This is a genomic window from Ralstonia sp. Ralssp110 (assembly GCF_047325135.1).
GTDB lineage: Bacteria > Pseudomonadota > Gammaproteobacteria > Burkholderiales > Burkholderiaceae > Ralstonia > Ralstonia mojiangensis.
The window spans coordinates 650,607-675,876 of record NZ_CP168610.1 but is presented as its reverse complement, the minus strand read 5'-3'; the positions used below and the strand labels follow the sequence as shown (position 1 = coordinate 675,876).

The 25,270-nt window shown below is 65.2% G+C and carries 17 protein-coding genes; 14 read left to right on the top strand and 3 right to left on the bottom strand.

From position 1 onward, the window contains the following. Positions 1–82 precede the first annotated feature (82 nt). Positions 83–703, bottom strand: coding sequence for a rhombosortase (rrtA, locus tag ACEN9T_RS11815; RefSeq protein ID WP_413707797.1), 621 nt, complete (start codon positions 701–703; stop codon positions 83–85). Then, entirely contained in the window at positions 700–3,543 is a 2,844-nt protein-coding gene (gene glnE, locus ACEN9T_RS11810; RefSeq protein ID WP_413707796.1) for a bifunctional [glutamate--ammonia ligase]-adenylyl-L-tyrosine phosphorylase/[glutamate--ammonia-ligase] adenylyltransferase, read from the bottom strand. The genes rrtA and glnE overlap by 4 nt, the downstream gene beginning before the upstream one ends. Positions 3,544–3,718: 175 nt before the next feature. On the opposite strand from glnE, the gene ACEN9T_RS11805 reads away from it, so the two are divergent. The 6 genes from ACEN9T_RS11805 to ACEN9T_RS11780 all read left to right on the top strand — a co-directional run bounded on the left by ACEN9T_RS11805 (position 3,719) and on the right by ACEN9T_RS11780 (position 15,505). Next, positions 3,719–7,999, top strand: coding sequence for a YhdP family protein (locus tag ACEN9T_RS11805; protein WP_413707795.1), 4,281 nt, complete (start codon positions 3,719–3,721; stop codon positions 7,997–7,999). A gap of 5 nt (positions 8,000–8,004) precedes the next feature. Next, positions 8,005–8,874: a carbon-nitrogen hydrolase family protein gene (locus ACEN9T_RS11800; protein WP_092972492.1), complete on the top strand. Its 870-nt coding sequence runs from the start codon at positions 8,005–8,007 to the stop codon at positions 8,872–8,874. Positions 8,875–8,904: 30 nt separating this feature from the next. After that, positions 8,905–10,368, top strand: a complete 1,464-nt coding sequence (gene tldD, locus ACEN9T_RS11795; RefSeq protein WP_413707794.1) for a metalloprotease TldD — start codon at positions 8,905–8,907, stop codon at positions 10,366–10,368. 388 nt (positions 10,369–10,756) lie between these two features. After that, positions 10,757–11,836, top strand: a complete 1,080-nt coding sequence (gene aroG, locus ACEN9T_RS11790) for a 3-deoxy-7-phosphoheptulonate synthase AroG (protein ID WP_413707793.1) — start codon at positions 10,757–10,759, stop codon at positions 11,834–11,836. Between the two features lie 369 nt (positions 11,837–12,205). After that, complete coding sequence (locus tag ACEN9T_RS11785; protein ID WP_413707792.1) at positions 12,206–14,410, top strand: c-type cytochrome; 2,205 nt, start codon at positions 12,206–12,208, stop codon at positions 14,408–14,410. 192 nt (positions 14,411–14,602) lie between these two features. Continuing rightward, complete coding sequence (locus ACEN9T_RS11780) at positions 14,603–15,505, top strand: mechanosensitive ion channel family protein (RefSeq protein WP_413707791.1); 903 nt, start codon at positions 14,603–14,605, stop codon at positions 15,503–15,505. A gap of 77 nt (positions 15,506–15,582) precedes the next feature. Here the strand turns inward: ACEN9T_RS11780 and ACEN9T_RS11775 are convergent, their stop codons facing one another. After that, a complete protein-coding gene (locus tag ACEN9T_RS11775) occupies positions 15,583–16,140 on the bottom strand; it encodes a cob(I)yrinic acid a,c-diamide adenosyltransferase (protein WP_092972489.1) in 558 nt (185 codons plus the stop codon). Positions 16,141–16,258: 118 nt separating this feature from the next. Here ACEN9T_RS11775 and ACEN9T_RS11770 point away from each other — a divergent pair, with 118 nt between their 5' ends. From ACEN9T_RS11770 to ACEN9T_RS11735, 8 genes are all read left to right on the top strand, one after another. After that, positions 16,259–17,677: an FAD-binding oxidoreductase gene (locus tag ACEN9T_RS11770; RefSeq protein WP_413707790.1), complete on the top strand. Its 1,419-nt coding sequence runs from the start codon at positions 16,259–16,261 to the stop codon at positions 17,675–17,677. Positions 17,678–17,704: 27 nt separating this feature from the next. Beyond that, the gene (locus ACEN9T_RS11765; RefSeq protein ID WP_092972487.1) at positions 17,705–18,595 is read left to right on the top strand and encodes a LysR substrate-binding domain-containing protein; all 891 of its coding nucleotides are present in this window, start codon (positions 17,705–17,707) and stop codon (positions 18,593–18,595) included. 492 nt (positions 18,596–19,087) lie between these two features. Continuing rightward, entirely contained in the window at positions 19,088–20,581 is a 1,494-nt protein-coding gene (locus ACEN9T_RS11760) for an FAD-linked oxidase C-terminal domain-containing protein (protein ID WP_413707789.1), read from the top strand. Positions 20,582–20,592: 11 nt separating this feature from the next. Next, entirely contained in the window at positions 20,593–21,522 is a 930-nt protein-coding gene (locus tag ACEN9T_RS11755) for an ion transporter (protein WP_092972485.1), read from the top strand. 22 nt (positions 21,523–21,544) lie between these two features. After that, entirely contained in the window at positions 21,545–22,678 is a 1,134-nt protein-coding gene (glcE, locus tag ACEN9T_RS11750) for a glycolate oxidase subunit GlcE (RefSeq protein WP_413707788.1), read from the top strand. Between the two features lie 26 nt (positions 22,679–22,704). After that, the gene (gene glcF / locus ACEN9T_RS11745; protein ID WP_413707787.1) at positions 22,705–23,949 is read left to right on the top strand and encodes a glycolate oxidase subunit GlcF; all 1,245 of its coding nucleotides are present in this window, start codon (positions 22,705–22,707) and stop codon (positions 23,947–23,949) included. Positions 23,950–24,001: 52 nt separating this feature from the next. Continuing rightward, on the top strand, positions 24,002–24,391 hold the full coding sequence (locus ACEN9T_RS11740) for a CidA/LrgA family protein (protein WP_045202631.1): 390 nt from the start codon (positions 24,002–24,004) through the stop codon (positions 24,389–24,391). Further along, positions 24,388–25,119, top strand: a complete 732-nt coding sequence (locus ACEN9T_RS11735) for an LrgB family protein (RefSeq protein WP_092972481.1) — start codon at positions 24,388–24,390, stop codon at positions 25,117–25,119. Before ACEN9T_RS11740 ends, ACEN9T_RS11735 begins: the two co-directional genes overlap by 4 nt. Positions 25,120–25,270: the final 151 nt, after the last annotated feature.

Below are 25,270 nucleotides of genomic sequence, written 5' to 3'. Positions count from 1 at the left end.
CGTCTCAACGCAAAACGGACACCCTGGCCCCGCCAGCGTGTCCGTTTTTTTCTTCATGCATCGGCACGTGGCTTTCTGCGGATCAACGTGGCGTCTGCCTGCCCCCTTGCGCACACCACTCTCCAAGCACCCAGATCAGCAATCCGCTCACCGCGCCAAAGGCATGCGCAATGCGCACCACGCCAAACCCCCAGTGCGGGTCATAGGCAATGGGCGACAGCCACGATTGTTCGAGCCACACCTTCACCAGCACGCCCACGCACAGCGCCACGCCAATCCAGCGTGAGAAACGATCCTCGGCCCCGTCCGCGGACGGCTTCAGCAACCGCAGGCCGCCCCATGCCGCCAGGCCATGCAGTGCACCGGAGAGACCGCCGTACCACTGCACCGTCGGCTGATTGAGCAGTGCGATCTGCACGAGCACCCCGCACACCACCAGCGCTCCAACGATGACATGCGGCCGCAACACGCGCGCGAGCAGCAAGATGAGCCCTGCCGCCGCCATCGCATCCGCCAACCAATGCCACGTGCCCAGATGCACCCACATGGCGGTCACGATGCGCCACCACTGACCCGCGCGCACGGCCTCGCGTTGATACAGTCCAACCGCGTACAGCCACGGCACGAACGAGAACGTCGCCGACAGCGCAGCCACACCGGTGCACGCGCCCCACGTGTGCAACGTGTGTCGATGCACCCTCATTGCGCAGGCCCGAACACCTGCTCCCACAACGCACGTACGTAAGCGGCCTCGTGCGCGCAGGTGTCGACCGGTGCGCGCGCAGCGGGTTGTCCGTCGAGCCGTAACTTGTGCTGGCGCGCACGGAAGTCCCGATAGGCATCGGCCACTTGCGCAGCTGCCGTCGCATCGATCAGCCCGAGTTCGCCAGCCATGCGCAGGAGCGCGATGTTGCCCTTGTTGAGGGTCAGCTCGGCATGCGCTGCGCTGTGCAGAAGCACCAGAAATTGCACGGTGAATTCGATATCGACCATGCCGCCGCGATCGTGCTTGAGATCAAACAGCCCAGTCGGATTCGCATGGCCTTCCGCCACGCGCTCGCGCATCGCCACGATCTCGTCGCGCAGCGGGCCGCGTTCGCGCTCCTGGCGCAACACGGCCGTACGCAGCGCCTCGAAGCGTTCGCCGATTTCCGCATCGCCCGCGCAGAAGCGTGCGCGCGTGAGCGCCTGGTGCTCCCACACCCACGCAGCGTTGTCGCCCTCGCGCATCTGATAACGGCGGAAGGCTTCGAAGTGCGTGACCATCAAACCCGCGGCGCCGTTCGGCCGCAAGCGCGTATCGACGTCGAACAGCATGCCCGCGGCGGTATGGCTCGTCAGCCACGTGATGAGCTTGCGCGCAAATGACGCGTAGACATCGGGCGCGCGTTCGTCATCGTCGTCATACAGGAAGATGATGTCGAGGTCCGACGCATAGCCGAGTTCCTTGCCGCCCAGCCGCCCATAGGCAACCACGGCAAAGCGCGGCACCTCCCGGTGGCGCGTGGCGACCTGCTTCCAGACCGTTTCCAGCGTGAGGTCCAGCATGGCGTCGGCAAGATCCGAAAGCCGGTCGCTGATGTGCTCGACGCTCAGCATGCCCTGCAGGTCCTGCAGCAGCACGCGGAAGGTTTCTGCATGGTGCTCCTGGCGCAGGATGTCCATCTGCATTTCGACATGGTCGGACGCGGCCTCCAGGCGTTCCCGCACGCGCGCCCTGAACGCCGGCCAGTCGGGCTCGGCTGACAGCGCCTCCACGTCGAGCAGTTCATCGAGCAGTTGCGGATGGCGCGTGAGGTAGTCCGCCGCCCAGCGCGACGCGTGCAGCGTGTGGGCCACGCGCTCCATGGCCTGCGGATATTCGCTCAGCAGCGACAGGTACGAGGAGCGCCGGCTGATCGCATCAAAGAAATCGAGAAAGCGCGCGATGGTGACATCGGCATCGGTCTGCCGCGATGCCTGATCAAGCGCACGGTTGATCAGCAAGTCGAAACGCTGGCGGCTGACTTCGGACAACGCGCGGTAACGCGGCGAATTGCGCGTCGCACGCAGACGCTCCAGCACACTGACGGGCTCGGCATAGCCGAGTTCGGCGAGCTGCGCGCGAGCGGTTTCCGTGTGTTCATCGTCGAGCAGGTCTGCGTGCCAGACGGCCGTGCACGGCGGCTGGCTGTCCTGCTTGTCGGAAAAGGTCTGCTCAAAATGCTGTGCGACTTCGTCCTGGTATGCCTCAAGCTTGGCGACCAGCGCCACATAGTCGTCAAAACCCATCATGCGCGCCACGCGCAACTGGTCTTCCGGCGAGCCCGGCAGGTTGTGCGTCTGCGCGTCTTCGATGTACTGCAGCCGGTGCTCGAGCTGGCGCAGGAAGCGATAAGCCTCAGTCAGGCGCGCCACGGCTTCGGCGTCGATCAGGCCGCGTTCCGACGCCGCCCGCAGCACCTCCAGCGTGGGCCGCACACGCAGCCCGAAGTCCTGTCCGCCGCGAATGAGCTGAAACACCTGCGCGACGAATTCGATCTCGCGGATACCGCCGCGCCCGAGCTTGATGTTGGGCGAGCGCGCCTGCACGTGGCCCGCGTTATCGCGCTGCTGGTTGGCACCATTGCTGCGCTTGGCGGCCTCGCTGCGGATCTGTGCATGCAGCGCGCGAATGGCGGAGATCACGCCGTAATCGAGATAGCGCCGGAAGACGAACGGGCCGGTCACGCGCTCCAACTGTTGAATCACCCGGGCCGCATGCGGGCTGGCCGGGTCGGTGATCACCCGGCCCTTGATCCAGGCGTAGCGCTCCCACTCGCGGCCCTGCACGACGAAATACTCCTCGAGCATGCCCAGGCTGCACGCGAGCGGCCCCGCATCGCCGTTGGGGCGCAGGCGCATGTCGACGCGGAAGACATAGCCGTCCTCCGTCACATCGGCCAGCGCGTTGATCAGCCGCCGGCCAAGCTTGGTGAAATATTCGTGGTTGGAGAGCGGTCGCGGGCCGCCCTGCGTGTCGCCGTCATCGTCGTAGAGAAAAATCAGGTCGATGTCGGACGAGACGTTCAGCTCGCGCCCGCCCAGCTTGCCCATGCCGACCACCACCAACTCCTGCACCTCGCCGGAGGATTGCCCGATCGGCTGGCCGTGCAGTGCGCTCAGTTCCTGGCCGATCACGGAAATGGCCGTGCGCACCGCAAACTCGGCCAGGTCGGTCATCGTGCCCGTGACCTCATCGAGCGTCGCGGCGCCGGACAAATCGCGCTCGACCAGTGTGCCGAACACTTCATTGCGCAGCAGGCGCAAGGCGCGCTTGAGCGCAGCGTCGACCTCCACGGCCAGGGTGTCGAACAGCTCGGTAAACCGCGCGGATAGCCACGCCATGTCAATCGGACGGCCTGCGCCGGCCTGCACGCGCTCGGCCCAGCCCTCGCGCGCTTGCGCCTGGCGCTGGAGATAGCGCGAATACGCAAGCGCAAAAGGCAGTGCAGCAGCGGGAGCCTCCGGCGCGCGGGCCGGAGCTTGCAAAAACGGCTGGGCGGACAAGGCGGAATCAGTCATGCGGGCGCGTCGAGCATTGGCGGAAACATCCATTCTCGCTGAAATGCGCGCCGGTATAAGTAGGCCAATTCGTGATCACCAACGTTCACGGGCATTGGGCGTGCTTGCCGCTGGGCAGGCGCGACGCCTCACTCCAAATATGGCGCCGCCTCCTGAATATCGGATAATCCGCATCATGCCCCGCCCGTCCCAGCCCCCAGAATCGCCGAAGTCCGATGGTGGACACGCCAGCACCCTGTCCACACGCGGGGTGGGCCGGCCCACGGCCTGGGCGTGCCTGGTGCGATTCGTCAGCCGGATCGGCACGGGCATTGGGATTGTTTTCCGCGCCCCGATCTGGCGCAAGCTGTGGCGCGTGCTCTGGAAGACGGCGGCAGCGCTGGCCGTCCTGGCGGTCGTGGGCATGCTGGCGGTGCGCTTCATCCTCTGGCCGCGCGCAAGCCTGGCGCGCGACTGGATGGAGCGCGAGGCGTCCAGCGCACTGCACGCCACCGTCGGCATCGGCTCGCTTGAGACCTACTGGGAGGGCTGGCACCCGGCCTTCCGCGCCCAGCGCATCGACGCGCACGACGCCGCGGGCCGTCGCACCTTCGCGGTACAGGACGTGCAGGCGCGGCTGTCCTGGCGCTCGTTGCTGCGCATGCAGATCACCTTTGCCGCCCTGCACGCCAGCCAGGCCGACGTGCTGGTACGGCGCAATGCGCAGGGTGCCTTGCTCGTCGCGGGCATGCCGCTCGGCCCGAGCACCGGCGGCGACAGCGATTTCCTCGACCAGCTCCTCTCCCAAGGCGACATCGATTTCCAGCAAGGTGCCGTCCGCTGGCTCGACGAGCAGCAGAAGCTGCCCGAAGTGGCGCTGGGCAATGTGCGGGTGCAGCTACGCAGCGGCCCGACGCGGCACCGGCTGGAGGCCAGCGGGACCTCGCCCACGCTGTTCAACGGCCCCATCAAACTGCACGCGGATTTCCGTCACGACCTGCTGGCCCGCCCAGGCGACTGGCGCCACTGGCACGGCCAGGCCTCCTGGCAGGTCGATACGCTTCAGTTAGCCTCCGTACAGCGCTATGTGCCCGTGCTGGCCGCCGCCAACAGCGGCACGCTCACCTCCGACGGCTCGGTGGAGTTTGCCGACGGCGTGTTCACGCGCAGCCAGGCACGGCTGACAGGGCAGCAGCTCGATCTGCAGGTCCGCAAGGATCTGGACCCGCTGCAGCTGCGCAGCCTCCAGGCGCTGGCCACGCATCAGCGCAATGCGCGCGGTGAGCACACCTTGCGCCTCGACACGCTGCTCTGGCAGCCGCTGAACCCGCCCGCCCAACCGCCGTCGGTGCCCGAATTGGCAGGCCCCGGCATCCAGGCGCCGGCCAACCCAGCCGGCACGCCGCGCGGCTTGCGCAATGTCACCGTGGGGTGGGCGCTCGACTCGCGCGACGCCCTGCGCAGCCTGCAAGTCAAAGCCACAACGCTGGATTTGGCGGACCTGCGCAACATCGCCACCGCGCTGCCGCTGCCTGCCGGCGTGCTCGAACCGCTGCGTTCGAAGCAACCGTCCGGCCGCATCGACGATCTCGACATCAACTGGCAGCGCGATGTTTCCCGCTGGCGGCCAAATGCGCCGGCGCCCGTGCACTTCACCGGCCGCGCCACGATGCGTCAAGTGTCGTTCGGCCCGGGCGCGCTGCCCGCGGTGCCGCCGGGCCAGCATCCCGAGCCAGCCGTGCCCGGCGTTGAAAACGTCTCCGGCAACGCCGTCTTCTCCAACGACAAGGGCACGCTGCGCATCGAGTCCAACGACACCGCGCTGCTGCTGCCCGGCACCTTTGCCGATGCCCGCGTGCCGCTGGACCGGCTGCAAGGGACGTTCAACTGGACATATCGCAAGCAGGAACTGGTTGTCAGCAGTGACAACCTTGCATTCTCCAACGATGATCTGTCAGCGCGCATCACGGGCAGCTATCGTCACGCACCAGACACCAGCCATCTCGGGACCATCGACCTGAAGGGCACGCTGGACCGCGCCAACGTTCCACGTGTGCCGCGCTACCTGCCGCTGTCGATTGGCCAGCATCTGCGCGACTACCTGGGCGGTGCGTTGCAAGCGGGTACGGCCAGCAACGTCGATTTCGCACTGGCGGGGGATCTGCACGACTTCCCGTTCCGGCCGCCGCACAAGGGCGTCTTCCGTGTGGAAGTGCCGATCCAGGACGTGACATACCAATCGGCGCCGCCCGAAGCCGCGCACAACCCTCCGGGCCGCGTGCCCACGCACCCGGGTGACTGGCCGGCGTTCACCAGCATCGACGGCACGGTCATCTTCGATCGGGCATCCCTGGCGTTCAAGGTGGCGCGCGCCAAGGTGATGGGCGTGAACCTGCAGGACGTGAATGGCAGCCTGCCCGACATGGGCGACCACAACCCGCTGCTCACCATCGACGGCCGCGGTGACGGCGCCACGCAAAACTTCCTGCAATACGTCGAGGCCAGTCCCATCGGCCAGTGGATCGGGCATTTCACCAAGGACGCACGCGCCCAGGGCAACGCTACGCTGGCACTCAAGCTGGACCTGCCTCTGCACGAGATGCATTCGACGCGCGCCCAGGGCAGCGTCACGTTTCTGCGCAATGACGTCACGCTCGTGCCGCAGGCGCCGCCGCTCACCGATGTGAACGGCGCGCTGACCTTTACGCAGAAGGGCATCGGTTTCGATAACCTGCGCGCGCGCTTTGCCGGCGGCGAAATCCGCCCCACGGGCGGCACCGCGCCCGACGGTACGATCCGCATCCAGGTGGCGGGCACCGCGTCGGCGCAAGGGTTGCGCGAGACGACGCCCGAAAACAGCCCCGTGGCCGCCGTCGCCCGCTCGCTGGAGGGCAGCGCGCCTTACAGCGCGACCATCAGCGTCAAGCAGCATCGCCCGCTCATCCAGGTGCAGTCCGACCTCACGCCGATGACGGTGCGTCTGCCGGCGCCGCTCAACAAGGCCGCCGGGCAACCGCTGCCGGTGCGCTTCGAGATGCAGCCGCTGGCTTCGAACAACGCCATCGACGAGATCGTTCTGCAGGTCGGCAATATCGTCAGCGCGCGCTACGAACAACGCAGCACAGGCAACGGCATCGAGGTGCTGCGAGGCGGCATCGGCGTACGGCAACCGGTGCCGCAGCCGCAGGACGGCGTGCAGGCCAACCTGGCGCTGGATCAGCTGGACGTCGACGCCTGGCGCCATGCCTTTGCCGCACCCGCGGCTGACAAGAGCGCCAGCCAGATTGCCACCGAACATGCGGCCAATGCCACCAACGCCTCCGATAGCCATAGCGCGTATCTGCCCAGCCGCCTGAGCGCCCGCGCGCAAACGCTGCGCATCCTGGGCCGCGACTTCAACGCCGTGCGCATCGATGCCACGCGCGACGGCGCCAACTGGCAATCGACCATCGATTCACGCGAAATTGCAGGTAGCGCGCGCTGGCACGCCGAAAGCGCCGCCGTGCCCTTTGGCGAGCTGACGATGCGGCTGTCTCGCATGAGCATCCCAGACGCGAAGGAAGAGACGGCGCTCACCGAATCGCTGGCCAGCAGTTCGCAGGAAATTCCGTCGCTCGACCTCGTCGCCGACAAATTCGACCTGCGTGGCAAGGCGCTCGGCAAGCTGGAGATCAAGGCGCGCAGCCAGATCACCGAGGGCGCGCCCGTCTGGACGCTTGAGACGCTGAAGATCGAGCAGCCCGCTGCCACGCTGACGGCGCATGGCACGTGGCGCATCCCGCGGCGCCTGCGCGGCGGCGGTGATGATCCGGAGCGCCGGACGCTGCTCGACTTCAGCCTCGACCTGCGCGACACCGGCGACCTGCTGCAGAAGATGGGCTTCGCCAAGGTGATCGACGGTGCCAAGGGCAAGTTGGAAGGCCGCGTGGTCTGGCGCGGCTCGCCCATGTCGATCGACTACCCGACGCTCAACGGCCGCATGGCGCTGAACCTGGAGCGCGGCCAGTTCCTGCCGGTCGATCCGGGCCTGGCCAAGCTGGCCGGTGTGCTGAGCCTGCAGGGGTTGCTGCATTTCGCGACCGACCTGCGCAGCGCCACCGGGCGCGGCACGCCGTTCGAGAGCGTGGCGGCCACCGGCACCATCGCCAGCGGCGTTGCCCACACCGAAGATTTCGCCGTCAAGGGCCCGCAGTTCCAGGTGGCCATGCAGGGGTCGGCAAACATCCTCGATGAAACGCAGGATCTACGCGTGAAGGTCACGCCCAAGGTGGACGCCACGTCGGCCTCGCTGGCGGCGGCGTTCATCAACCCGGCCATCGGGCTGGGCACGCTGGCCGCGCAGCTGGTCCTGGGCGATCAGTTGTCGAAGGCATTCGTCACGCAATACCGCGTGACCGGTAGCTGGGCGGATCCGAAGATCGAGAAAGTCGCATCCAACGGCAATTCGGGCAGCCAATCGCAAACCTCGGCAAAATAGGCGCCATGACCTCGACCACCGTTGCTCCGGCCCCCGTCGCATCCGGTATGGATGCGCCTTTCGATGCACCTTTTCGCGTTGCCGCCATCCAGACCGTGACGGCCATCGACGTGGACGCCAACCTGGCGCGCGCAGACGCGCTGCTTGCGGAGGCGGCCGCCCAGGGCGCGCAACTCGCGTTGCTGCCTGAATATTTCTGCATGATGGGCCGCAAGGACAGCGACAAGGTCGCCATCCGTGAGGACGATCAGGATGGCCCGATCCAGACATTCCTCGCCGATGCCGCGCGCCGCCACAAGCTGTGGCTCGTCGGCGGCACGTTGCCGATGTGGTGCGAAGACGAACAGCGCGTGCGCAATACGTCGCTCGCATTCAACCCGGCCGGATTGCGTGTCGCACGCTACGACAAGATCCACCTGTTCAACTTCGTACGCGGTGAAGAGCGCTACGACGAGGCCCGCACCATCGAGCCCGGCGCCGCGCCGGTGGCCTTCGATGCGCCGTGCGGCCGCGTGGGCATGTCGGTGTGCTACGACCTGCGCTTTCCTGAGCTGTACCGGGCGCTGGCGTCGCAAGGCAACCTGAACTTGATTCTGATGCCGGCGGCCTTCACCTACGTGACGGGCGCCGCGCACTGGGAAATCCTCCTGCGCGCCCGCGCCATCGAGAACCAGTGTTACGTGCTCGCCGCTGCTCAGGGCGGGCGCCATGAGAACGGCCGCCGCACGTGGGGCCATTCCATGCTGGTCGACCCGTGGGGCGAAGTCATTGCCTCCGTGCCCGAGGGCGAAGGCGTTGCCATCGGCGACATGGACCCCGCCCGCATCGCACAAGTGCGCCGGGATCTGCCGGCGCTCAAGCACCGCGTGATGTAAGCCAATCGAATTTTTTTGCGAGAACCGATCATGAACGCAGGCGACATCGCCATCCAGAATCTGTCCATCGCGCGCCGCGTGCTGCTCGATCCGTACGGCCTTGATGAAGCGCACCTGCAGCGCGCGCTGGCCGACATCTTCACGCACCGCGTGAACTATGCCGATCTCTACTTCCAGTACACACGCAACGAGGCGTGGAGCCTGGAAGAAGGCATCGTCAAATCCGGCAGCTTCAGCATCGACCAGGGTGTGGGCGTGCGCGCCGTCTCTGGCGACCGCACCGCGTTTGCCTATTCCGACGACATCAGCCTGCCTGCGCTGATGCAGGCCGCCGGCGCCACACGCACCATCGGCAAGGCCGGCGCCGGCCGCGTGAAGGTGGCGAGCAGCTTGGCCAGCACCCCCGGCAGCCACTCGCTGTATGCGCCGAACGACCCGCTCGATTCGATGACAGCGTCAGAGAAGGTTGCGCTCCTGGAGCGGATCGAAAAGCTCGCCCGCGCCAAAGACCCGCGCGTCGTGCAGGTGATGGCCGGCCTGGCCGGTGAATACGACGTCATGCTGGTGGCGCGCAGCGACGGCGTTATTGCCGCGGATGTGCGCCCGCTGGTGCGCATCTCCGTCACCGTCATTGCCGAGCAGAACGGGCGCCGCGAGATGGGCAGCTCCGGCGGTGGCGGCCGCTATGCCTACGGCTACTTCACCGACGAACTGCTGCGCGAATACGTGGACGAGGCAGTCTCCTCCGCACTCGTCAACCTGGAAGCCAAGCCGGCCCCGGCTGGCACGATGACCGTGGTGCTCGGCCCGGGCTGGCCCGGCGTGCTGTTGCACGAGGCCATCGGCCACGGGCTGGAAGGCGACTTCAACCGCAAGGGCTCGTCGGCGTTCTCCGGACGCATGGGCGAGCGCGTGGCCGCCAAGGGCGTCACCGTGGTGGACGACGGCACGCTTGCCAACCGCCGCGGCTCGCTCAACCTCGACGACGAGGGCAACCCCACGCAGTGCAACACGCTCATCGAAGACGGCATCCTCACGGGCTACATGCAGGACACGCTCAACGCGCGCCTGATGAAGATGCCCGTGACTGGCAACGCCCGCCGCGAGAGCTACGCCGCCCTGCCCATGCCCCGCATGACCAACACCTACATGCTCGGCGGCGACAAGGACCCGCAAGAGATCATCGCCAGCGTCAAGAAGGGCCTGTACGCGGTCAACTTTGGCGGTGGCCAGGTCGACATCACCAACGGCAAGTTCGTGTTCTCGGCCAGCGAGGCCTACCTGATCGAAGACGGCAAGATCACCGCCCCGGTCAAGGGCGCGACGCTGGTCGGCAGCGGCCCGGAATCGCTCAAGCACGTGACCATGATCGGCAACGACATGCGCCTCGATTCGGGCATTGGCGTGTGCGGCAAGGAAGGTCAGAGCGTGCCGGTGGGCGTGGGCCAGCCGACGCTGCGCATGGAGAACATGACGGTGGGCGGCACGGTCTGATTGCCCTGAAAACGTCGTTTTGGCGCCGCAGGCCCGGGAAATCCGCGCTTGCGGCCCTCAAAGAAAGGGTTTATAAAGACGGTTCGATTGGTGCGGCGCAGTAGTTTCAAGTCACCTCTGCGCCACAATTTTTCCTGCATCGACTCGTTTTCCTCTCATGTCCTTCGCCAAGTTTTTTTACTTTTACTTTTGGCATCTCGCACCGCTGGCGGAAGGAGAGGGGCGCTTGCAGCAAAAATAAAGCACCCAGCAGATACCGAAAACCGCCAGCGACCCTGGCGGTTTTTTTTCGCCCAGTCACCTGCCCCACCCCGGCACCGACGCGAAACATGATCCGAACACAGTAGACGTTTCCAATAGAACTCAAGACACATCCCCGGAGCTTTCCATGCCGAAGAACACCGATGATTTGCGCATTCGCGAACTGAAAGAGCTGACGCCGCCGTCGCATCTGATCCGCGAATTCCCGTGCAGCGACACCGTGTCCGACCTGATCTACCAAAGCCGGAACGCGATGCACCGCATCCTGCACGGCATGGATGATCGCCTGATCGTCATCATCGGCCCCTGCTCCATTCACGACACCAAGGCAGCGATGGACTACGCCCGCCGCCTGGTCGAGCAGCGCGAGCGCTTCAAGAACGAGCTGGAAATCGTGATGCGCGTGTACTTCGAGAAGCCGCGCACCACGGTCGGCTGGAAGGGTCTGATCAACGATCCGTACATGGACGGCAGCTTCAAGATCAACGACGGCCTGCGCACCGCACGCGAGCTGCTGATGAACATCAACGAACTGGGCCTGCCCGCCGGCACCGAATACCTCGACGTGATCAGCCCGCAGTACATCGCCGATCTGGTGAGCTGGGGTGCCATCGGCGCGCGCACCACCGAAAGCCAGGTACACCGCGAGCTGGCTTCCGGCCTGTCGTGCCCGGTCGGCTTCAAGAACGGCACCGACGGCAACGTGAAGATCGCCGTGGACGCCATCAAGGCCGCATCGCAGCCGCACCACTTCCTGTCGGTCACCAAGGGCGGCCACTCGGCCATCGTGTCGACGGCGGGCAACGAGGATTGCCACATCATCCTGCGCGGCGGCAAGGCGCCCAACTATGACGCCGCCAGCGTGCAGGAAGCCTGCGACGCCATCTCCAAGTCGGGCCTGGCCGCTCGCCTGATGATCGACGCTTCGCACGCCAACAGCAGCAAGAAGCACGAGAACCAGATCCCGGTGTGCGAAGACATCGGCCGCCAGATGGCTGCCGGCGACAACCGCATCGTGGGGGTGATGGTGGAGTCGCACATCAACGCTGGTCGCCAGGACCACGTGCAGGGCACGCCGGTGTCGGACCTGGTCTACGGCCAGAGCGTGACTGATGCGTGCATCGGCTGGGACGATTCGGTGAAGGTGCTGGAAACGCTGGCCGACGCTGTACGCAAGCGCCGTCTGGTACCGGGCAGCGGCAACTGAGTCACGCAAGAGTGACACAAAGAAGGACGCCTTAGGGCGTCCTTTTTTGTTTCCGCGCAGGACGAACGCCGCACGCCGGGGCGATCCGGAGGCTGACCAGAACCACGATGGACAAGTTGTTCTCTCTGTCGTCTTGCCGCACCTGGATCGGCCCCCGATCACCGCGCTTGAAGCGAGCAACCCACCCAACGGGGCAATCGTGCGATAGATCAAATAGAAGCGAGCACGATGTGATCTTACGGTTACCCCTCTTAATAAAATGGTGACTCCCCCTTAAGTCCACCCTCCCCCCCCCGGGAAGAACAAGTCAGCATGCCCAACTCCCACACAGCCAAGCGTACGAAAAAGCGGCTTTTGCAGTTCATGCTCATGACCGCGACATTTGCCGCGTGGCAGTGCGGGGCGCAAGCCCAACTACAGCCGGTCGCGCCTACGCATGCCTCTGGCGCTTCGCTGGGTACGACGACACCCGCGGCTCGTACCATCGCCGCTGCGCATACGCAGTTGCCCCAGGTGATTGACGACCTGCCTGCGAGCGATGCGAAGACCATGGACGATGCGACGCGCGCGCAAGTGGCGCGAGGGCGTTATGTGGCGCGGCTGGGCGACTGCGTCGCATGTCATACCAGCGATAAATCCAAGCCGATGGCCGGCGGGCTTGCACTGCAGACGCCGTTTGGCGTGCTGTATTCCACCAACATCACGCCAGAAACCACAACAGGCATCGGGCGCTATACCTTTGACCAGTTTGATCGCGTGATGCGTAGGGGCATCGCCGCGGATGGTCACAACCTGTATCCGGCCATGCCGTATCCGTCCTACGCCAAGATGACGCCGGAGGACATGCGGGCGCTGTACGCCTATCTGATGAAGGGTGTGGCGCCAGTGGAGCAGACCAACAGGCCGCTGGGTATGTCGTTTCCTTTCAACCAGCGCTGGGGGTTGTCGCTGTGGAACTGGGCTTTTCTGGATAGCCAGCCGTTCCGGCCGAATGCTTCGCAATCTCAGGAGTGGAACCGGGGGGCTTACATCGTGCAAGGCCTGGGGCACTGCGGCGCCTGTCATACGCCGCGCGGTATCGGCTTTCAGGAAAAGACCATGACGGAGGCCGACTCCAGCGGCAGATACTTCCTGGCCGGTGAAACGGTCGAAGGCTGGCGGGCCCTGAGTCTGCGCAGCCTCTGGACACCGCAGGATGTCGCTGAAATGCTCAAGACCGGGCGCAACCGCCATGGCGCCGTCTCGGGCAACATGGTGGACGTAGTACAGCACAGCACGCAGTACATGACGGACGGCGATTTGCTGGCGATTGGCGAGTACCTGAAGTCTTTGCCCACCAGCAAAATCGACAAGCCGATGCAGATTGCGCAAGGGCCTGCGCCCATGATCGTCCCACCTTCCCCGGGGGCATCGACACAGCCGGTGCAGCATGCCACCGGCACGCCCAACCCGCCGCCAAATCTCTACACCAGCCGCGGCGGCTTGGGGTATCTGCAGTTCTGTGCCGATTGCCACCGCAGCAACGGCGATGGCGTGCCCAACGTGTTCCCGCCACTGGCAGGCAACCCGGTACTGGGCGAGAGCAATCCGGCCACACTGCTGCATATTCTGCTGACTGGCTCTGCCACTGCACAGACGGTCAGCCATGCCCGAGTGCTGACCATGCCTTCGTTTGCTCGGCTGGGCGACCAGGAAATCGCCGAGATCGTGAACTTCACGCGCGAAAGCTGGGGCAGCGCCAAGCAGCAACAAGTGGCTGCATCCGACGTGGGCAAGGCACGCAAGGAACTGGAGGTCAGGAAACTGGATGCCACCCCGTTCGAAACACCGCGCTTGGCAGCCGTGCTCGATGAACCCAACGCCAAGCAGTTGGTGCTGGGCGCGCGCCTGAACATCGATACGCACAACATGCTGCCCAAGAACGTTGGCAACAAGCTCAATTGCGCCAGTTGTCACCTCAATGCAGGCACGGTTGCCGACGGGTCGCCCTATGTCGGAATCTCCGCCTTCTTCCCCAGCTACGCACCGCGCGCCGGGCGTGTCATAACGCTCGAAGAGCGCATCAATGGTTGCTTCCTTCGCTCGATGAACGGCAAGCCTTTGCCGGTGAATTCCGAAGAGATGAAAGCCATGGTCGCCTATTTCGACTGGATGAAGCGTGAGGCCAAGCCGGAAGACAAGATCCCTGGACGCGGCGTGGGCAAGATCGACAAGAGTCTGGTGCCCAATGTGGAAAATGGACGGAACATCTATACGGCCCAGTGTGCGCTGTGCCACGGTACCAACGGAGAAGGCATCACGAACGCACAAGGCCAATATGTCTATCCGCCGCTTTGGGGTGACCAGTCGTTCAACATTGGCGCAGGCATGGCGCGCACCTACACCGCGGCAGCCTTTGTGAAGCACAACATGCCGATCGCATTTCACAATCGCTTCCCGCTGGGTCAAGGCGGGCTGACGGATCAAGAGGCAGTGGATGTGGCGCAGTTCTTCTCACACATGCCCCGCCCGGATTTTGCGCCCAAGGTCAATGACTGGCCGAAGGATAAGAAACCTGGCGATGCTCGCTATTGACCACGGCCCTCGCATGCAACATAGGCGCCATGAAATGACGGCGAAGGCCATCGGGGGCGCCTTCTGTTGCCGGTGCGGGCGCTGGTGCGGCGCAACATATAACAAATGTGAGCAAGACGCATCAAAGTCACACAAGTGCGTTGTCTTTGACATATCGTAGGTGGATTCCCCCTGCTCCCCCCGGAGGCATCCATGGCAGACACCCTGGCAGAAACCGCCGTCAACACCGCAAGCAAGTACCAGGCGATCGTGGCGCAATACGCCACCGACGTCGGTATGAAGATCCTCGCTGCCATCGTTTTCTGGGTGGTCGGCCGCTGGCTGATCCATCTGGCGGTACGCATGGTGGAAGGCTCGCTGACCCGGCAGAAGGTCGATCCGACCGTGCTTCGCTACGTCGGGTCAATCATCACCGTTACGCTGAACGTGCTGCTGGTGATCGGCATCCTGGGCTATTTCGGCATTCAGACGACGACGTTCGCTGCGCTGATTGCCGCCGCCGGCGTGGCGGTTGGCATGGCGTGGTCGGGGCTGCTGTCGAACTTTGCGGCGGGCGCGTTCCTGATCGTGCTGCGGCCGTTCAAGGTGGGCGACTTCGTGACGGCCGGCGGCGTGACGGGCACGATCAAGGAGATCGGCCTGTTTGCCACGACCATCAACACGCCGGACAACGTGGTCACCATTGTCGGCAACGGCAAAATCTTTGCCGACACGATCCAGAACTACACTTCCAACCCGTTCCGCCGTGTCGAGCTGAAGGCGCAATTGGCCGGAAGTGCTGACCACCGCGCCGCCATTGCGCTGCTCAAGGAAAAGGTTGCCGCCATTCCGAACGTGCTGACCGATCCGGCCGTCGATGTGGAGATTCTGGAATTCAACCTGGTCGGGCCCGTGCTGGCTGTACGCCCTTACACCCACAACGACAACTACTGGCAGGTGTACTTCGACACCAACCGCACGATCAAGGAAGCGTTGGCCGAAGGCGGCTTCCCGGCGCCGACGCCATCGCAGGCGCTGACCATCACCACGCCGGGGCAATTGGCGGGGCTGGCTGCTGTGGCACAAAGCACCACGACGCCGACGATCGTGAACTGATTCAGCGCGCTGCAAAGCAAACGGCCCGGCCGAGGTAGCAACCTCGCCGGGCCGTTTCTTTATGGTGTGGACGCCGATCAGGTCGGCTTGTGCTCGTCGCGTTTCCACAGCACATCCGTGCCGCCGTCCGCACGATTGAGCACGCGCGCCAGCACGAACAACAGGTCCGACAGGCGATTGACGTACTGGCGCGGCGCCTCGCCGATGGACTCTGCGCGGCCGAGCGCCACGATGCTCCGCTCGGCACGGCGTGCGACGGTGCGACAGACATGCGCCTGTGCCGCAGCGCGGCTGCCGCCGGGCAGGATGAATTCGGCCAGCCGGGGAAGATCGGCGTTGTAATCGGCCAGCCATTGGTCGAGCCGCAGCACGTGCGCGGTCGTCACCATGGTGTAGCCGGGAATGCACAGTTCGCCACCCAGATCGAACAGGTCATGCTGGATGGCCGTCAGCGCGGCGCGCACGCCGTCGGGCAGCGTTTCCGTGAGCAGCACGCCGATGTGCGAGTTCAGCTCGTCGACGTCGCCGATGGCGGCGATACGCAGGCTGTCCTTGGCCGTGCGGCTGCCGTCGCCGAGGCCGGTGGTGCCGTCGTCGCCGGTGCGGGTAGCGATTTTGGATAGGCGGTTGCCCACGGTGCGTCTCCCTGTATAGCGTCAATGTTGGTGGCGCCATTATCGCAAGGGCGGCATGGCCCCGGCGTTAGAATGACAGCCCGAGCCGGCTTCAGACCGCCGCCCCACGCGAGACGCCATGAACCATCCAGCCCCTCCCTCCCAGTGCATCCGCAAGCCGATTCCGCCTGCGATGCTCGACGCGCTGCGCACCCGCTTCGGCGACCGCATCTCCACCACCGAAGCCGTACGCGCCCACCACGGCCGCGATGAATCCGCCTACGACCCGATGCTGCCCGACGCCGTCGTCTTCGCGCAGACCACCGAGGAAGTCGCCGCCGTCGCCAAACTCTGCTTTGAACATGAGACTCCGCTGATCCCGTATGGCGCCGGCTCGTCGCTCGAAGGCCATCTGCTGGCCGTGGCCGGCGGCGTGAGCCTCGATCTCTCGCAGATGAACCACGTGCTGTCGGTGTACCCCGAAGACCTGACGGTGACGGTCGAGCCGGGCGTCACGCGCAAGCAGCTCAATACCGAGATTCGCGATACCGGTTTGTTCTTCCCGATCGACCCGGGGGCGGACGCGTCCATCGGCGGTATGTGCGCGACACGCGCGTCCGGCACCAACGCCGTGCGTTACGGCACGATGCGCGAGAACGTGCTGAACCTGACAGTGGTCACCGCTGACGGCCGCATCATCAAGACGGCCAACCGCGCGCGCAAATCGTCGGCGGGCTATGACCTCACCCGCCTCTTCATCGGCAGCGAAGGCACGCTCGGCATCATCACGGAGATCACGCTGAAGCTGTATCCGCAGCCGGAAGCCGTGTCCGCGGCTGTGTGCGCGTTCCCGAGCATGGGCGATGCGGTGTCCGCTGTGATCGACACCATCCAGATGGGCGTGCCGATTGCGCGCGTCGAGTTTGTCGACGCGCTTGCCATCCGCGCGATCAACCAATACGACAAGCTCACGCTGCCCGAAATGCCGACGTTGTTCTTCGAGTTTCATGGCTCGGAGCACGGCGTGCAGGAACAGGCCGAGACCGTCCAGCAGATCGCCGCCGAACACAAGGGCCAGGGCTTCGAATGGGCCACGCGCCCCGAAGACCGCAGCCGCCTGTGGAACGCCCGCCACAACGCCTACTTTGCGTTCCTGCAGCTCAAGCCCGGCTGCCGCGCCGTCACCACAGACGTGTGCGTGCCGATCTCGCGCCTGGCCGACTGCGTGGTGGAAACCGAGAAGGACCTGCTCGCCAGCGCGCTCCAGCTGCCCGCGCCCATCGTCGGCCACGTGGGCGACGGCAACTTCCACGTTGCGCTGCTGATCGACCCGAACAAACCGGAAGAACTGGAAGAAGCCGAGCGCATCAACCAGCGCATCGTCGCGCGTGCAATCGCCATGGACGGCACCTGCACGGGCGAACATGGCGTGGGCCTGCACAAGATGGACTTCCTTATCGCAGAACACGGCAACGATGCGATCGACCTGATGCGCAGCGTCAAGCTGGCGCTGGACCCGAAGCACATCCTCAACCCCGGCAAGATCTTCCACCTCTAACCGACTCACCCACCAGCGACCGCCCGCATGTCCTCCGTCTTCAAGCGCGTTCCTCCACTGCATCTGTTGATTGCCTTTGAGGCGGGGGCGCGCCATGCGAGCTTCGCGCGTGCGGCCGAAGAGCTTTCTGTCACGCCCAGCGCGGTATCGCACCGCATCAAGAACCTCGAAGAACTATGGGGCGAAGACCTGTTCGTGCGCACCGGCACGGCGCTGCGGCTGACCGCCGCGGGCACGCGCTACCTGCGCAGCGTGCAAGTCGCGCTCGACACGCTGCACGAACTGGCGCGGCCGGAGTTCAGCAAGCAGCGCGCGCGGCTTCGCGTGGCGATTCCGCCCACGTTCGGCCGCCAGCACCTCGTGCCTCGTCTGCCGGAATTCAACGCGCTGTACCCGCACATTGATCTGGAATTGCATCTCTCCATCCCGTTCCTTGATGTGAAAGCCGAGGACACCGATGTCGAGATCCGCTACGGCACCGGCCGCTATCCGGACCTGAAGACCACGCTGCTGCTCAACGAGCCGGTGTTCCCGGCGTGCGGGCGCGGCTACTTCGAGCAGATCAGCGGCAACACCATCACCGAAGCATCGCAGTTGCTGAACCTCACGCTGCTGCGCAGCCCGCTGGAGCCGTGGCGCCCGTGGTTTGAGGCGGCGGGGCTGGACGCACCCGAGCCTGCCACCGGCTCGCTGTTCAACGACATCGGCCTGATGCTCGAAGCGGTGGCCTCCAACCAGGGCGTTGCGCTGGTGCGGCAGGCGATGGCGCGCAACTGGCTGGGCTCGGGGCAGATCGTCCGGCTACTGGACATCGAATCGACGTCGCCACATGCTTATTACATCGTCCAGCGCGAACAGGCGCCGATGAAGCCCGAGGCGCGGCAGTTTGTGGATTGGTTGCTTGGGCTGGATTGGTAAACCGGTCAGCCGCGGGCAGCCAAGCCTCGTAACTGGCCCTCAAACCACCGGATTCGAAACTTTTAGTATCGACGTTGAGGCTCGGAACCCCAGCGTTGATGAAAAAAGCAGCAACGTCGGAGCAAAAAGGGGCATGGGCCGAGCCTCCGGGCCTAGAAGTCGACGTTCTGAACCTCATCGCTGCTGCTTTTTTCATCAACGCTGACCATATTTGCCTCACGCGTGAGGTACCCGAACCTCGGATTCGAAACTTTTAGTGTGAAGCTCGATGGTTTGAGCCCCACCATCGACGGTCGAAGGCTCGATCATGGAGGTCGGACCTCCACGAACGAGCGGTAAAACCTTGCCGCAACGCGATGAACCGCATTGGCCGCCTCGGCGAGCCAAATTCATCGCAGCAAAAGTCCTTAACACGCCGCATGGCACGGCGGCCGGGCTATAGTGCCTCCCACCCCGGCCACCGCTGCCGGGCACAACGATGAGAGACACCCCATGAACGCGTCGCTGCCCGCCACCGCCCGCGATCAATCTGCCCTGCAGGCCGAGCTGACCGCTGCGCTGTCCCAGATCGTGTCCGACGACGCGCTGCTCTGGGAGCGCGAAGACACCACCCCGTATGAATGCGATGGCCTCGCCGCTTACCGGCAGGTGCCGCTGGCCGTGGTGCTGCCAGATACCGAAGCGCAAGTCGTCGAAATCCTGCGCGTGTGCCACCGCATGGGCGTGCCCGTGGTGCCGCGCGGCGCCGGGACGAGCCTGTCGGGCGGCGCGATGCCCACGCCGGGCGGGCTGGTGCTGTCGCTGGCCAAGTTCAAGCGCATCATCAAAGTCGACCCGTATACGCGTACGGCGGTCGTGCAGCCGGGCGTACGCAACCTCGCCATCTCGGAAGCAGCCAATCCGCACGGGCTGTATTACGCGCCCGATCCGTCCTCGCAGATCGCCTGCACCATTGGCGGCAACGTCAATGAGAACTCGGGCGGCGTGCATTGCCTGAAATACGGCCTGACCGTGCACAACGTGCTGCGCGTGCGCGCGGTGATGATGGATGGCGAGGTGGTCGAGTTCGGCAGCGAAGCGCCCGACGCACCCGGCCTGGATCTGCTGGCCACGGTGATCGGCTCCGAAGGCATGCTGGCCGTGGTGACGGAAGTGACCGTGCGCCTGATCCCAAAGCCGCAGTTGGCGCAGGTGATCATGGCGAGCTTCGACAACGTGGAATCCGGCGGCAACGCCGTGGCCGACGTGATTGCCGCCGGCATCATCCCGGCCGGGCTGGAAATGATGGACAAGCCTGCCACCGCGGCTGTTGAGGAATTCGTCTGCGCCGGCTACGACCTCGATGCGGCCGCCATCCTGCTGTGCGAGTCCGACGGCACGCCCGAAGAAGTGGCCGAAGAAATCGCGCGCATGAGCGAAGTGCTGCGCGCCTCGGGTGCCACGCGGATCCAGGTCTCGCAAAGCGAGGCCGAGCGCCTGAAGTTCTGGAGCGGACGCAAGAACGCCTTCCCGGCAGCCGGGCGCATCTCGCCGGACTACTACTGCATGGACGGCACCATCCCGCGCAAGCACATCGGTACGCTGCTGCGGCGCATCCAGCAGATGGAGCAGAAGTACGCCCTGCGTTGCATCAACGTGTTCCACGCCGGCGACGGCAACATGCACCCGCTCATCCTCTTCAACGGCGAAGACCAGGACGAATGGCACCGCGCCGAACTGTTCGGCTCCGACATCCTCGAGACCTGCGTTGAACTCGGCGGCACCGTGACGGGCGAACACGGCGTGGGCGTGGAAAAGCTCAGCTCGATGTGCGTGCAGTTCTCGGCGGAAGAACGTGACGCCTTTTTGCGCGTAAAAACGGCTTTCGACCCGGTGCGCCTGCTGAACCCCGACAAGGCTATCCCCACGCTCGCGCGCTGCGCCGAATACGGCAAGCTGCACGTGCGCAACGGCCTGCTGCCGCATCCGGACCTACCGCGCTTCTGAAGCACGTAGCCATGAAGAATCCGCCCCGTACCGTCCGGAACCGCTGGCACGCCCACAATGCGCGCCTTGGCGAATATCTCGGCAAACCCGAGAGCGGCTGGCGCGCGCATTGGTACGCCATCATCTTTGAAGCCGAAACACGATCCGGCAGGCTGTTCGACCTGACCCTGCTTGGCGCCATCCTCGCCAGCGTGCTGGTAGTGATGCTCGACAGCCTGCCGAGCGTCAGCGGCCGCGCAGGCACGCTCTTCACGGTGCTCGAGTGGCTCTTCACACTGCTGTTCACGGGGGAGTACGTCATGCGCATCCTCGTAGTGCGCAGACCTTGGCGTTACGTGCTCAGCTTTTACGGCGTCATCGATTTCATCTCGATCCTGCCGACGTGGCTGGCGATCTTCGTGCCCGAGCTGGCCTACCTGCTCGATGTGCGGCTGCTGCGTCTGCTGCGCATCTTCCGGATACTGAAGATCACGGTCTACTTTGAAGAGGCGCAGATCCTCCTGCGTGCGCTGTTGAACGCGCGGCACAAGATCTTCGTGTTCCTGGGTACCGTCTTCATCATCACCATCATCCTCGGCACGGTGATGTACGTGGTGGAGGGGCCGCAGCATGGCTTCACCAGCATTCCGGTCAGCATGTACTGGGCGGTGGTCACGCTCACCACCACAGGCTTTGGCGACCTCGTGCCCCGCACGCCGCTGGGCCAGTTCATTACCTCGCTCACCATCCTCCTCGGCTACAGCATCATCGCGTTCCCGACCGGCATCATCGGCGCCGAACTAGTGAACACCATGCGCGAAGGATCTGCCTCGGCCGTCCCACCGCAGGCCCGCGCGTGCAGCGGCTGCACGCTCGACCGTCACGACACTGACGCCGCATTCTGCAAGCGCTGCGGCACCAAGCTTCCGCTCCACCCCATCGAGACCGCGCACAGCCAGTGAGCTGCGCACCTGAAGGTTCGCCATGCCAAGCACGCCAGACACAGCCCTTTCGCCCACGCTCGCACGGTTTCGTGAGGCCATCGCACACGCAGCCGACAGCCACACGCCACTGACCTTGCGTGGCGGCGGCACGAAGGATTTCTACGGCCGCGCACCGGCACCCCACGGCACCGTGCTCGACACACGCGAATGGTCCGGCATCGTCGATTACGACTGCGCCGAACTTGTCGTCACCGCGCGCAGCGGCACGCCGCTCGTCGAGATCGAAGCTGCGCTGGCCGAGCACCGGCAGATGCTGGCGTTCGAACCGCCGCACTTTGCTGCGGACGGCAAGCAGGCGACCGTCGGCGGTGCGTTTTCATCCGGCCTGTCCGGGCCGCGCCGGCAGTCGGTGGGTGCGCTGCGCGATTTCGTGCTCGGCGCCGTCGTCATGGACGGCCGCGGCGACATGCTGAACTTCGGCGGCCAGGTGATGAAGAACGTGGCCGGCTACGACGTCTCGCGCTTGATGGCCGGCGCGCTCGGCACGCTCGGCCTGATCGTGCAGGTGTCGCTCAAGGTGCTGCCGATGCCGTTCTGCGATGCAACGCTGCGCTTTGCCATGGCGCAAGGCGAAGCCATCGACACCCTGAACCGCTGGGGCGGCCAGCCACTGCCGATTGCGGCGTCTGCGTGGATCGACGGTGCGCTGTGGGTGCGCCTGAGCGGCGCTGATGCAGCCGTGCGCGCAGCCATTGCCAAGCTCGGCGGCGAGCGTGTTGATGACTCAGAAGCAGCGGCGTTCTGGCACGACCTGCGCGAACAATCACATGCGTTTTTTTCGCGTGCCGTGCAGGGCAGCCTGCCGCTATGGCGCATCGCCCTGCCCCCGGCCACGCCGCCGCTGGCGCTCGGACATGCTTCTGCCGACGAACAACTCGTCGAATGGGGCGGCGGCCAGCGCTGGTGGATCGACACCGCCAACACCTCGGCTGACGTCATCCGCGATGCAGCACGCAAGGCCGGCGGCCACGCCACGCTGTTCCGCAACGGCGACCGCGCCAGCGACATCTTCACGCCCGTCGCCGCGCCGTTGATGGCGGTGCACAAACGCCTGAAAGACAGCTTTGATCCGCACGGCATCTTCAACCCGGGCCGTCTGTATTCAGCGTTCTGACTGCCGACTTCTAACGCAAGCCCATCATGCAAATCACGCTCGCGGCGTTCCTGCGCAACACCCCCGACGGCGAAGAAGCCCAAAGCATCGTGCAGAAGTGCGTGCACTGCGGTTTCTGCACGGCCACCTGCCCGACCTACCAACTGCTCGGCGATGAGCTGGACGGCCCGCGCGGGCGCATCTACCTGATGAAGCAGGTGCTGGAGGGACAACCCGCCGGCGCCGCTACACGCCTGCACCTGGACCGCTGTCTGACCTGCCGCAACTGCGAATCGACCTGCCCGTCCGGCGTAACGTACGGGCGCCTGGTGGAGATCGGCCGCAAGATCGTCGATGACCAGCTCGACGCGAAAGGAGAGTCGCGCCCGCTGGGCGAACGCGCCGTGCGCTGGGCGCTGCGCGAGGGGCTGACACGGCCGGCGCTGTTTGGCTCCGCGCTCAAGCTCGGGCAGGCGGTGCGGCCGATGTTGCCGCAAGTGCTGCGCAACAAGGTCCCGGCCAAGCAACCCCACGCCGGCGTGCGACCAAACACCGTGCACGCGCGCAAGATGCTGCTGCTCGAAGGCTGCGTACAACCCGCCATGTCGCCCAACATCAATGCAGCCACGGCGCGCGTATTCGACAAGCTGGGCGTGCAGCTCATCAGCGCAGACCGCGCAGGCTGCTGCGGCGCCATCCGCTATCACATGAACGACCACGCAGGCGGCCTCGGCAACATGCGCGCCAACATCGATGCGTGGTGGCCGCATATCGAAGCCGGCGCCGAGGCCATCGTCATGACCGCTTCCGGCTGCGGCGCGATGGTCAAGGAATACGGACACCTGCTGCGCGACGATCCGGCCTATGCCGAGCGTGCGGTGCGCGTGTCCGCCATGACGCGTGACCTGTGCGAGGTGCTGCCGGCGTTCTCGCAACAGCTTCTGCAGAAGGCCAAACCGGAAGCGCAACGGCCGCGCGTGGCGTGGCACCCGCCCTGCACGCTGCAGCACGGTCAGCAGATTCGCGGCGCGGTCGAAACGCTCCTCACGTCGCTGGGCGTGGACGTCAAGCTCTGCGCCGACAGCCACCTGTGCTGCGGTTCGGCGGGCACGTATTCGGTGCTGCAACCGGAGCTGGCCTACCGCCTGCGCGACGACAAGCTCGCCAAGCTGCAAGCGACGCAGCCCGAGCGCATCGTTACCGCCAACATCGGCTGCGTGACGCATCTGCAGAGCGGCACGGACACTCCGGTTGAACACTGGATCGAGCTGGTCGACCGCATGCTGGCCTGAAGCGAACGCAGCCGGGTTCTATACTTGGCGCTTCGTTTTGCCCGGAGGCCCCATGCTGCAAACCTTCGCGATCCTGTTGACGTTCCAGTCGGTGGGAGAGCTGTTGACGTATTCGCTGCACCTGCCGGTGCCCGGTCCGGTGATCGGCATGGTGCTGCTGGTCATCTACCTGCTGGTGGACAAGGGCCGCGTGCTCGAAGTCATGCAGGGCACCGTCAGCGAATTGCTGCGGCACCTGACCATCCTGTTCGTACCGGCCGGCGTGGGCGTCATGACGCAACTGAACCGCATCGGGCAGGAATGGCTGCCGATCGTGGTGGCGACCGTCGTGTCGACGTGGCTGTCGATTGCTGCCGGTGCGCTCGTCACCCGCGCCCTGATGCGCCGCATGGGCCGCATTGACCACGGCGGCGGCGAAGGCCACGAGGAGCTGGCCCCATGAACGCGATGGCTCCGAACCTTCATCAACTCTGGGTCTACCTGGCCGCCAGCCCGCTGCTGGGCCTGACCGCCACGCTCATCGCTTACCTGATTGGCGTACGCCTGCATGAACGCAGCCGCTTCAACCCGATGGTCAATCCGCTGCTGATTGCGGTCGTCATCCTGGGCACACTCCTGACGCTGACGGGCACGCCGTACAAGACGTACTTTGACGGCGCGCAGTTCGTGCACTTCCTGCTGGGGCCGGCCACGGTTGCGCTGGCGGTACCACTGTTCCAGCAATGGGCGAAGCTGCGCCGCCACGCGCTGCCGCTGATGGGCGGGCTCCTTGCGGGGTCGGTCGTGGCGGTGGTGTCAGCCGTAGGCATCGCATGGCTGCTGGGCGCATCGCCCGAAACGCTACGCTCCATGGCGCCGAAATCGGTAACGATCCCGATCGCGATGGGCATCTCGGAGAAGATCGGCGGCGCACCGACCATTACGGCGGTGCTGGTGCTCATTACCGGCATTGTCGGTGCGACCACCACGACGCGGCTGCTGAACCTGCTGCGCGTGCGCGAATACAGCGTGCGTGGCTTTGCGACCGGCATTGCGGCGCACGGCATCGGCACAGCGCGCGCGTTTCAGGTCAATCCCGAGGCGGGTGCGTTCTCCGCGCTGGGCATGGGACTGAACGGCGTGCTGACGGCGGTGCTGGTGCCGCTGCTGGCAGGCTGGATTCCGCACTGAGCTGTTCCCCCACCGCCCGGCTTTCACTGCCTGGGCAACGTACAACACACTCCGCAATCCTCCTGAATGCTCCTGACAGAACGCTGTCAGGAGCCCCCCGCCAGAATCGCTTCACCTTAACGAGACAGGTTCCCCCAACCGCCTGCCTCAT

Bases quoted from the DNA above. Each gene is read 5' to 3' on its own strand.
- rrtA (WP_413707797.1), bottom strand. From the start codon at position 703: ATGAGGGTGCATCGACACACGTTGCACACGTGGGGCGCGTGCACCGGT.
- ACEN9T_RS11740 (WP_045202631.1), top strand. From the start codon at position 24,002: ATGCTGCAAACCTTCGCGATCCTGTTGACGTTCCAGTCGGTGGGAGAG.
- ACEN9T_RS11735 (WP_092972481.1), top strand. From the start codon at position 24,388: ATGAACGCGATGGCTCCGAACCTTCATCAACTCTGGGTCTACCTGGCC.
- ACEN9T_RS11805 (WP_413707795.1), top strand. From the start codon at position 3,719: ATGCCCCGCCCGTCCCAGCCCCCAGAATCGCCGAAGTCCGATGGTGGA.
- aroG (WP_413707793.1), top strand. From the start codon at position 10,757: ATGCCGAAGAACACCGATGATTTGCGCATTCGCGAACTGAAAGAGCTG.
- tldD (WP_413707794.1), top strand. From the start codon at position 8,905: ATGAACGCAGGCGACATCGCCATCCAGAATCTGTCCATCGCGCGCCGC.
- ACEN9T_RS11785 (WP_413707792.1), top strand. From the start codon at position 12,206: ATGACCGCGACATTTGCCGCGTGGCAGTGCGGGGCGCAAGCCCAACTA.
- ACEN9T_RS11760 (WP_413707789.1), top strand. From the start codon at position 19,088: ATGAACGCGTCGCTGCCCGCCACCGCCCGCGATCAATCTGCCCTGCAG.
- ACEN9T_RS11800 (WP_092972492.1), top strand. From the start codon at position 8,005: ATGACCTCGACCACCGTTGCTCCGGCCCCCGTCGCATCCGGTATGGAT.
- ACEN9T_RS11770 (WP_413707790.1), top strand. From the start codon at position 16,259: ATGAACCATCCAGCCCCTCCCTCCCAGTGCATCCGCAAGCCGATTCCG.
- ACEN9T_RS11780 (WP_413707791.1), top strand. From the start codon at position 14,603: ATGGCAGACACCCTGGCAGAAACCGCCGTCAACACCGCAAGCAAGTAC.
- glnE (WP_413707796.1), bottom strand. From the start codon at position 3,543: ATGACTGATTCCGCCTTGTCCGCCCAGCCGTTTTTGCAAGCTCCGGCC.
- ACEN9T_RS11755 (WP_092972485.1), top strand. From the start codon at position 20,593: ATGAAGAATCCGCCCCGTACCGTCCGGAACCGCTGGCACGCCCACAAT.
- ACEN9T_RS11765 (WP_092972487.1), top strand. From the start codon at position 17,705: ATGTCCTCCGTCTTCAAGCGCGTTCCTCCACTGCATCTGTTGATTGCC.
- glcF (WP_413707787.1), top strand. From the start codon at position 22,705: ATGCAAATCACGCTCGCGGCGTTCCTGCGCAACACCCCCGACGGCGAA.
- glcE (WP_413707788.1), top strand. From the start codon at position 21,545: ATGCCAAGCACGCCAGACACAGCCCTTTCGCCCACGCTCGCACGGTTT.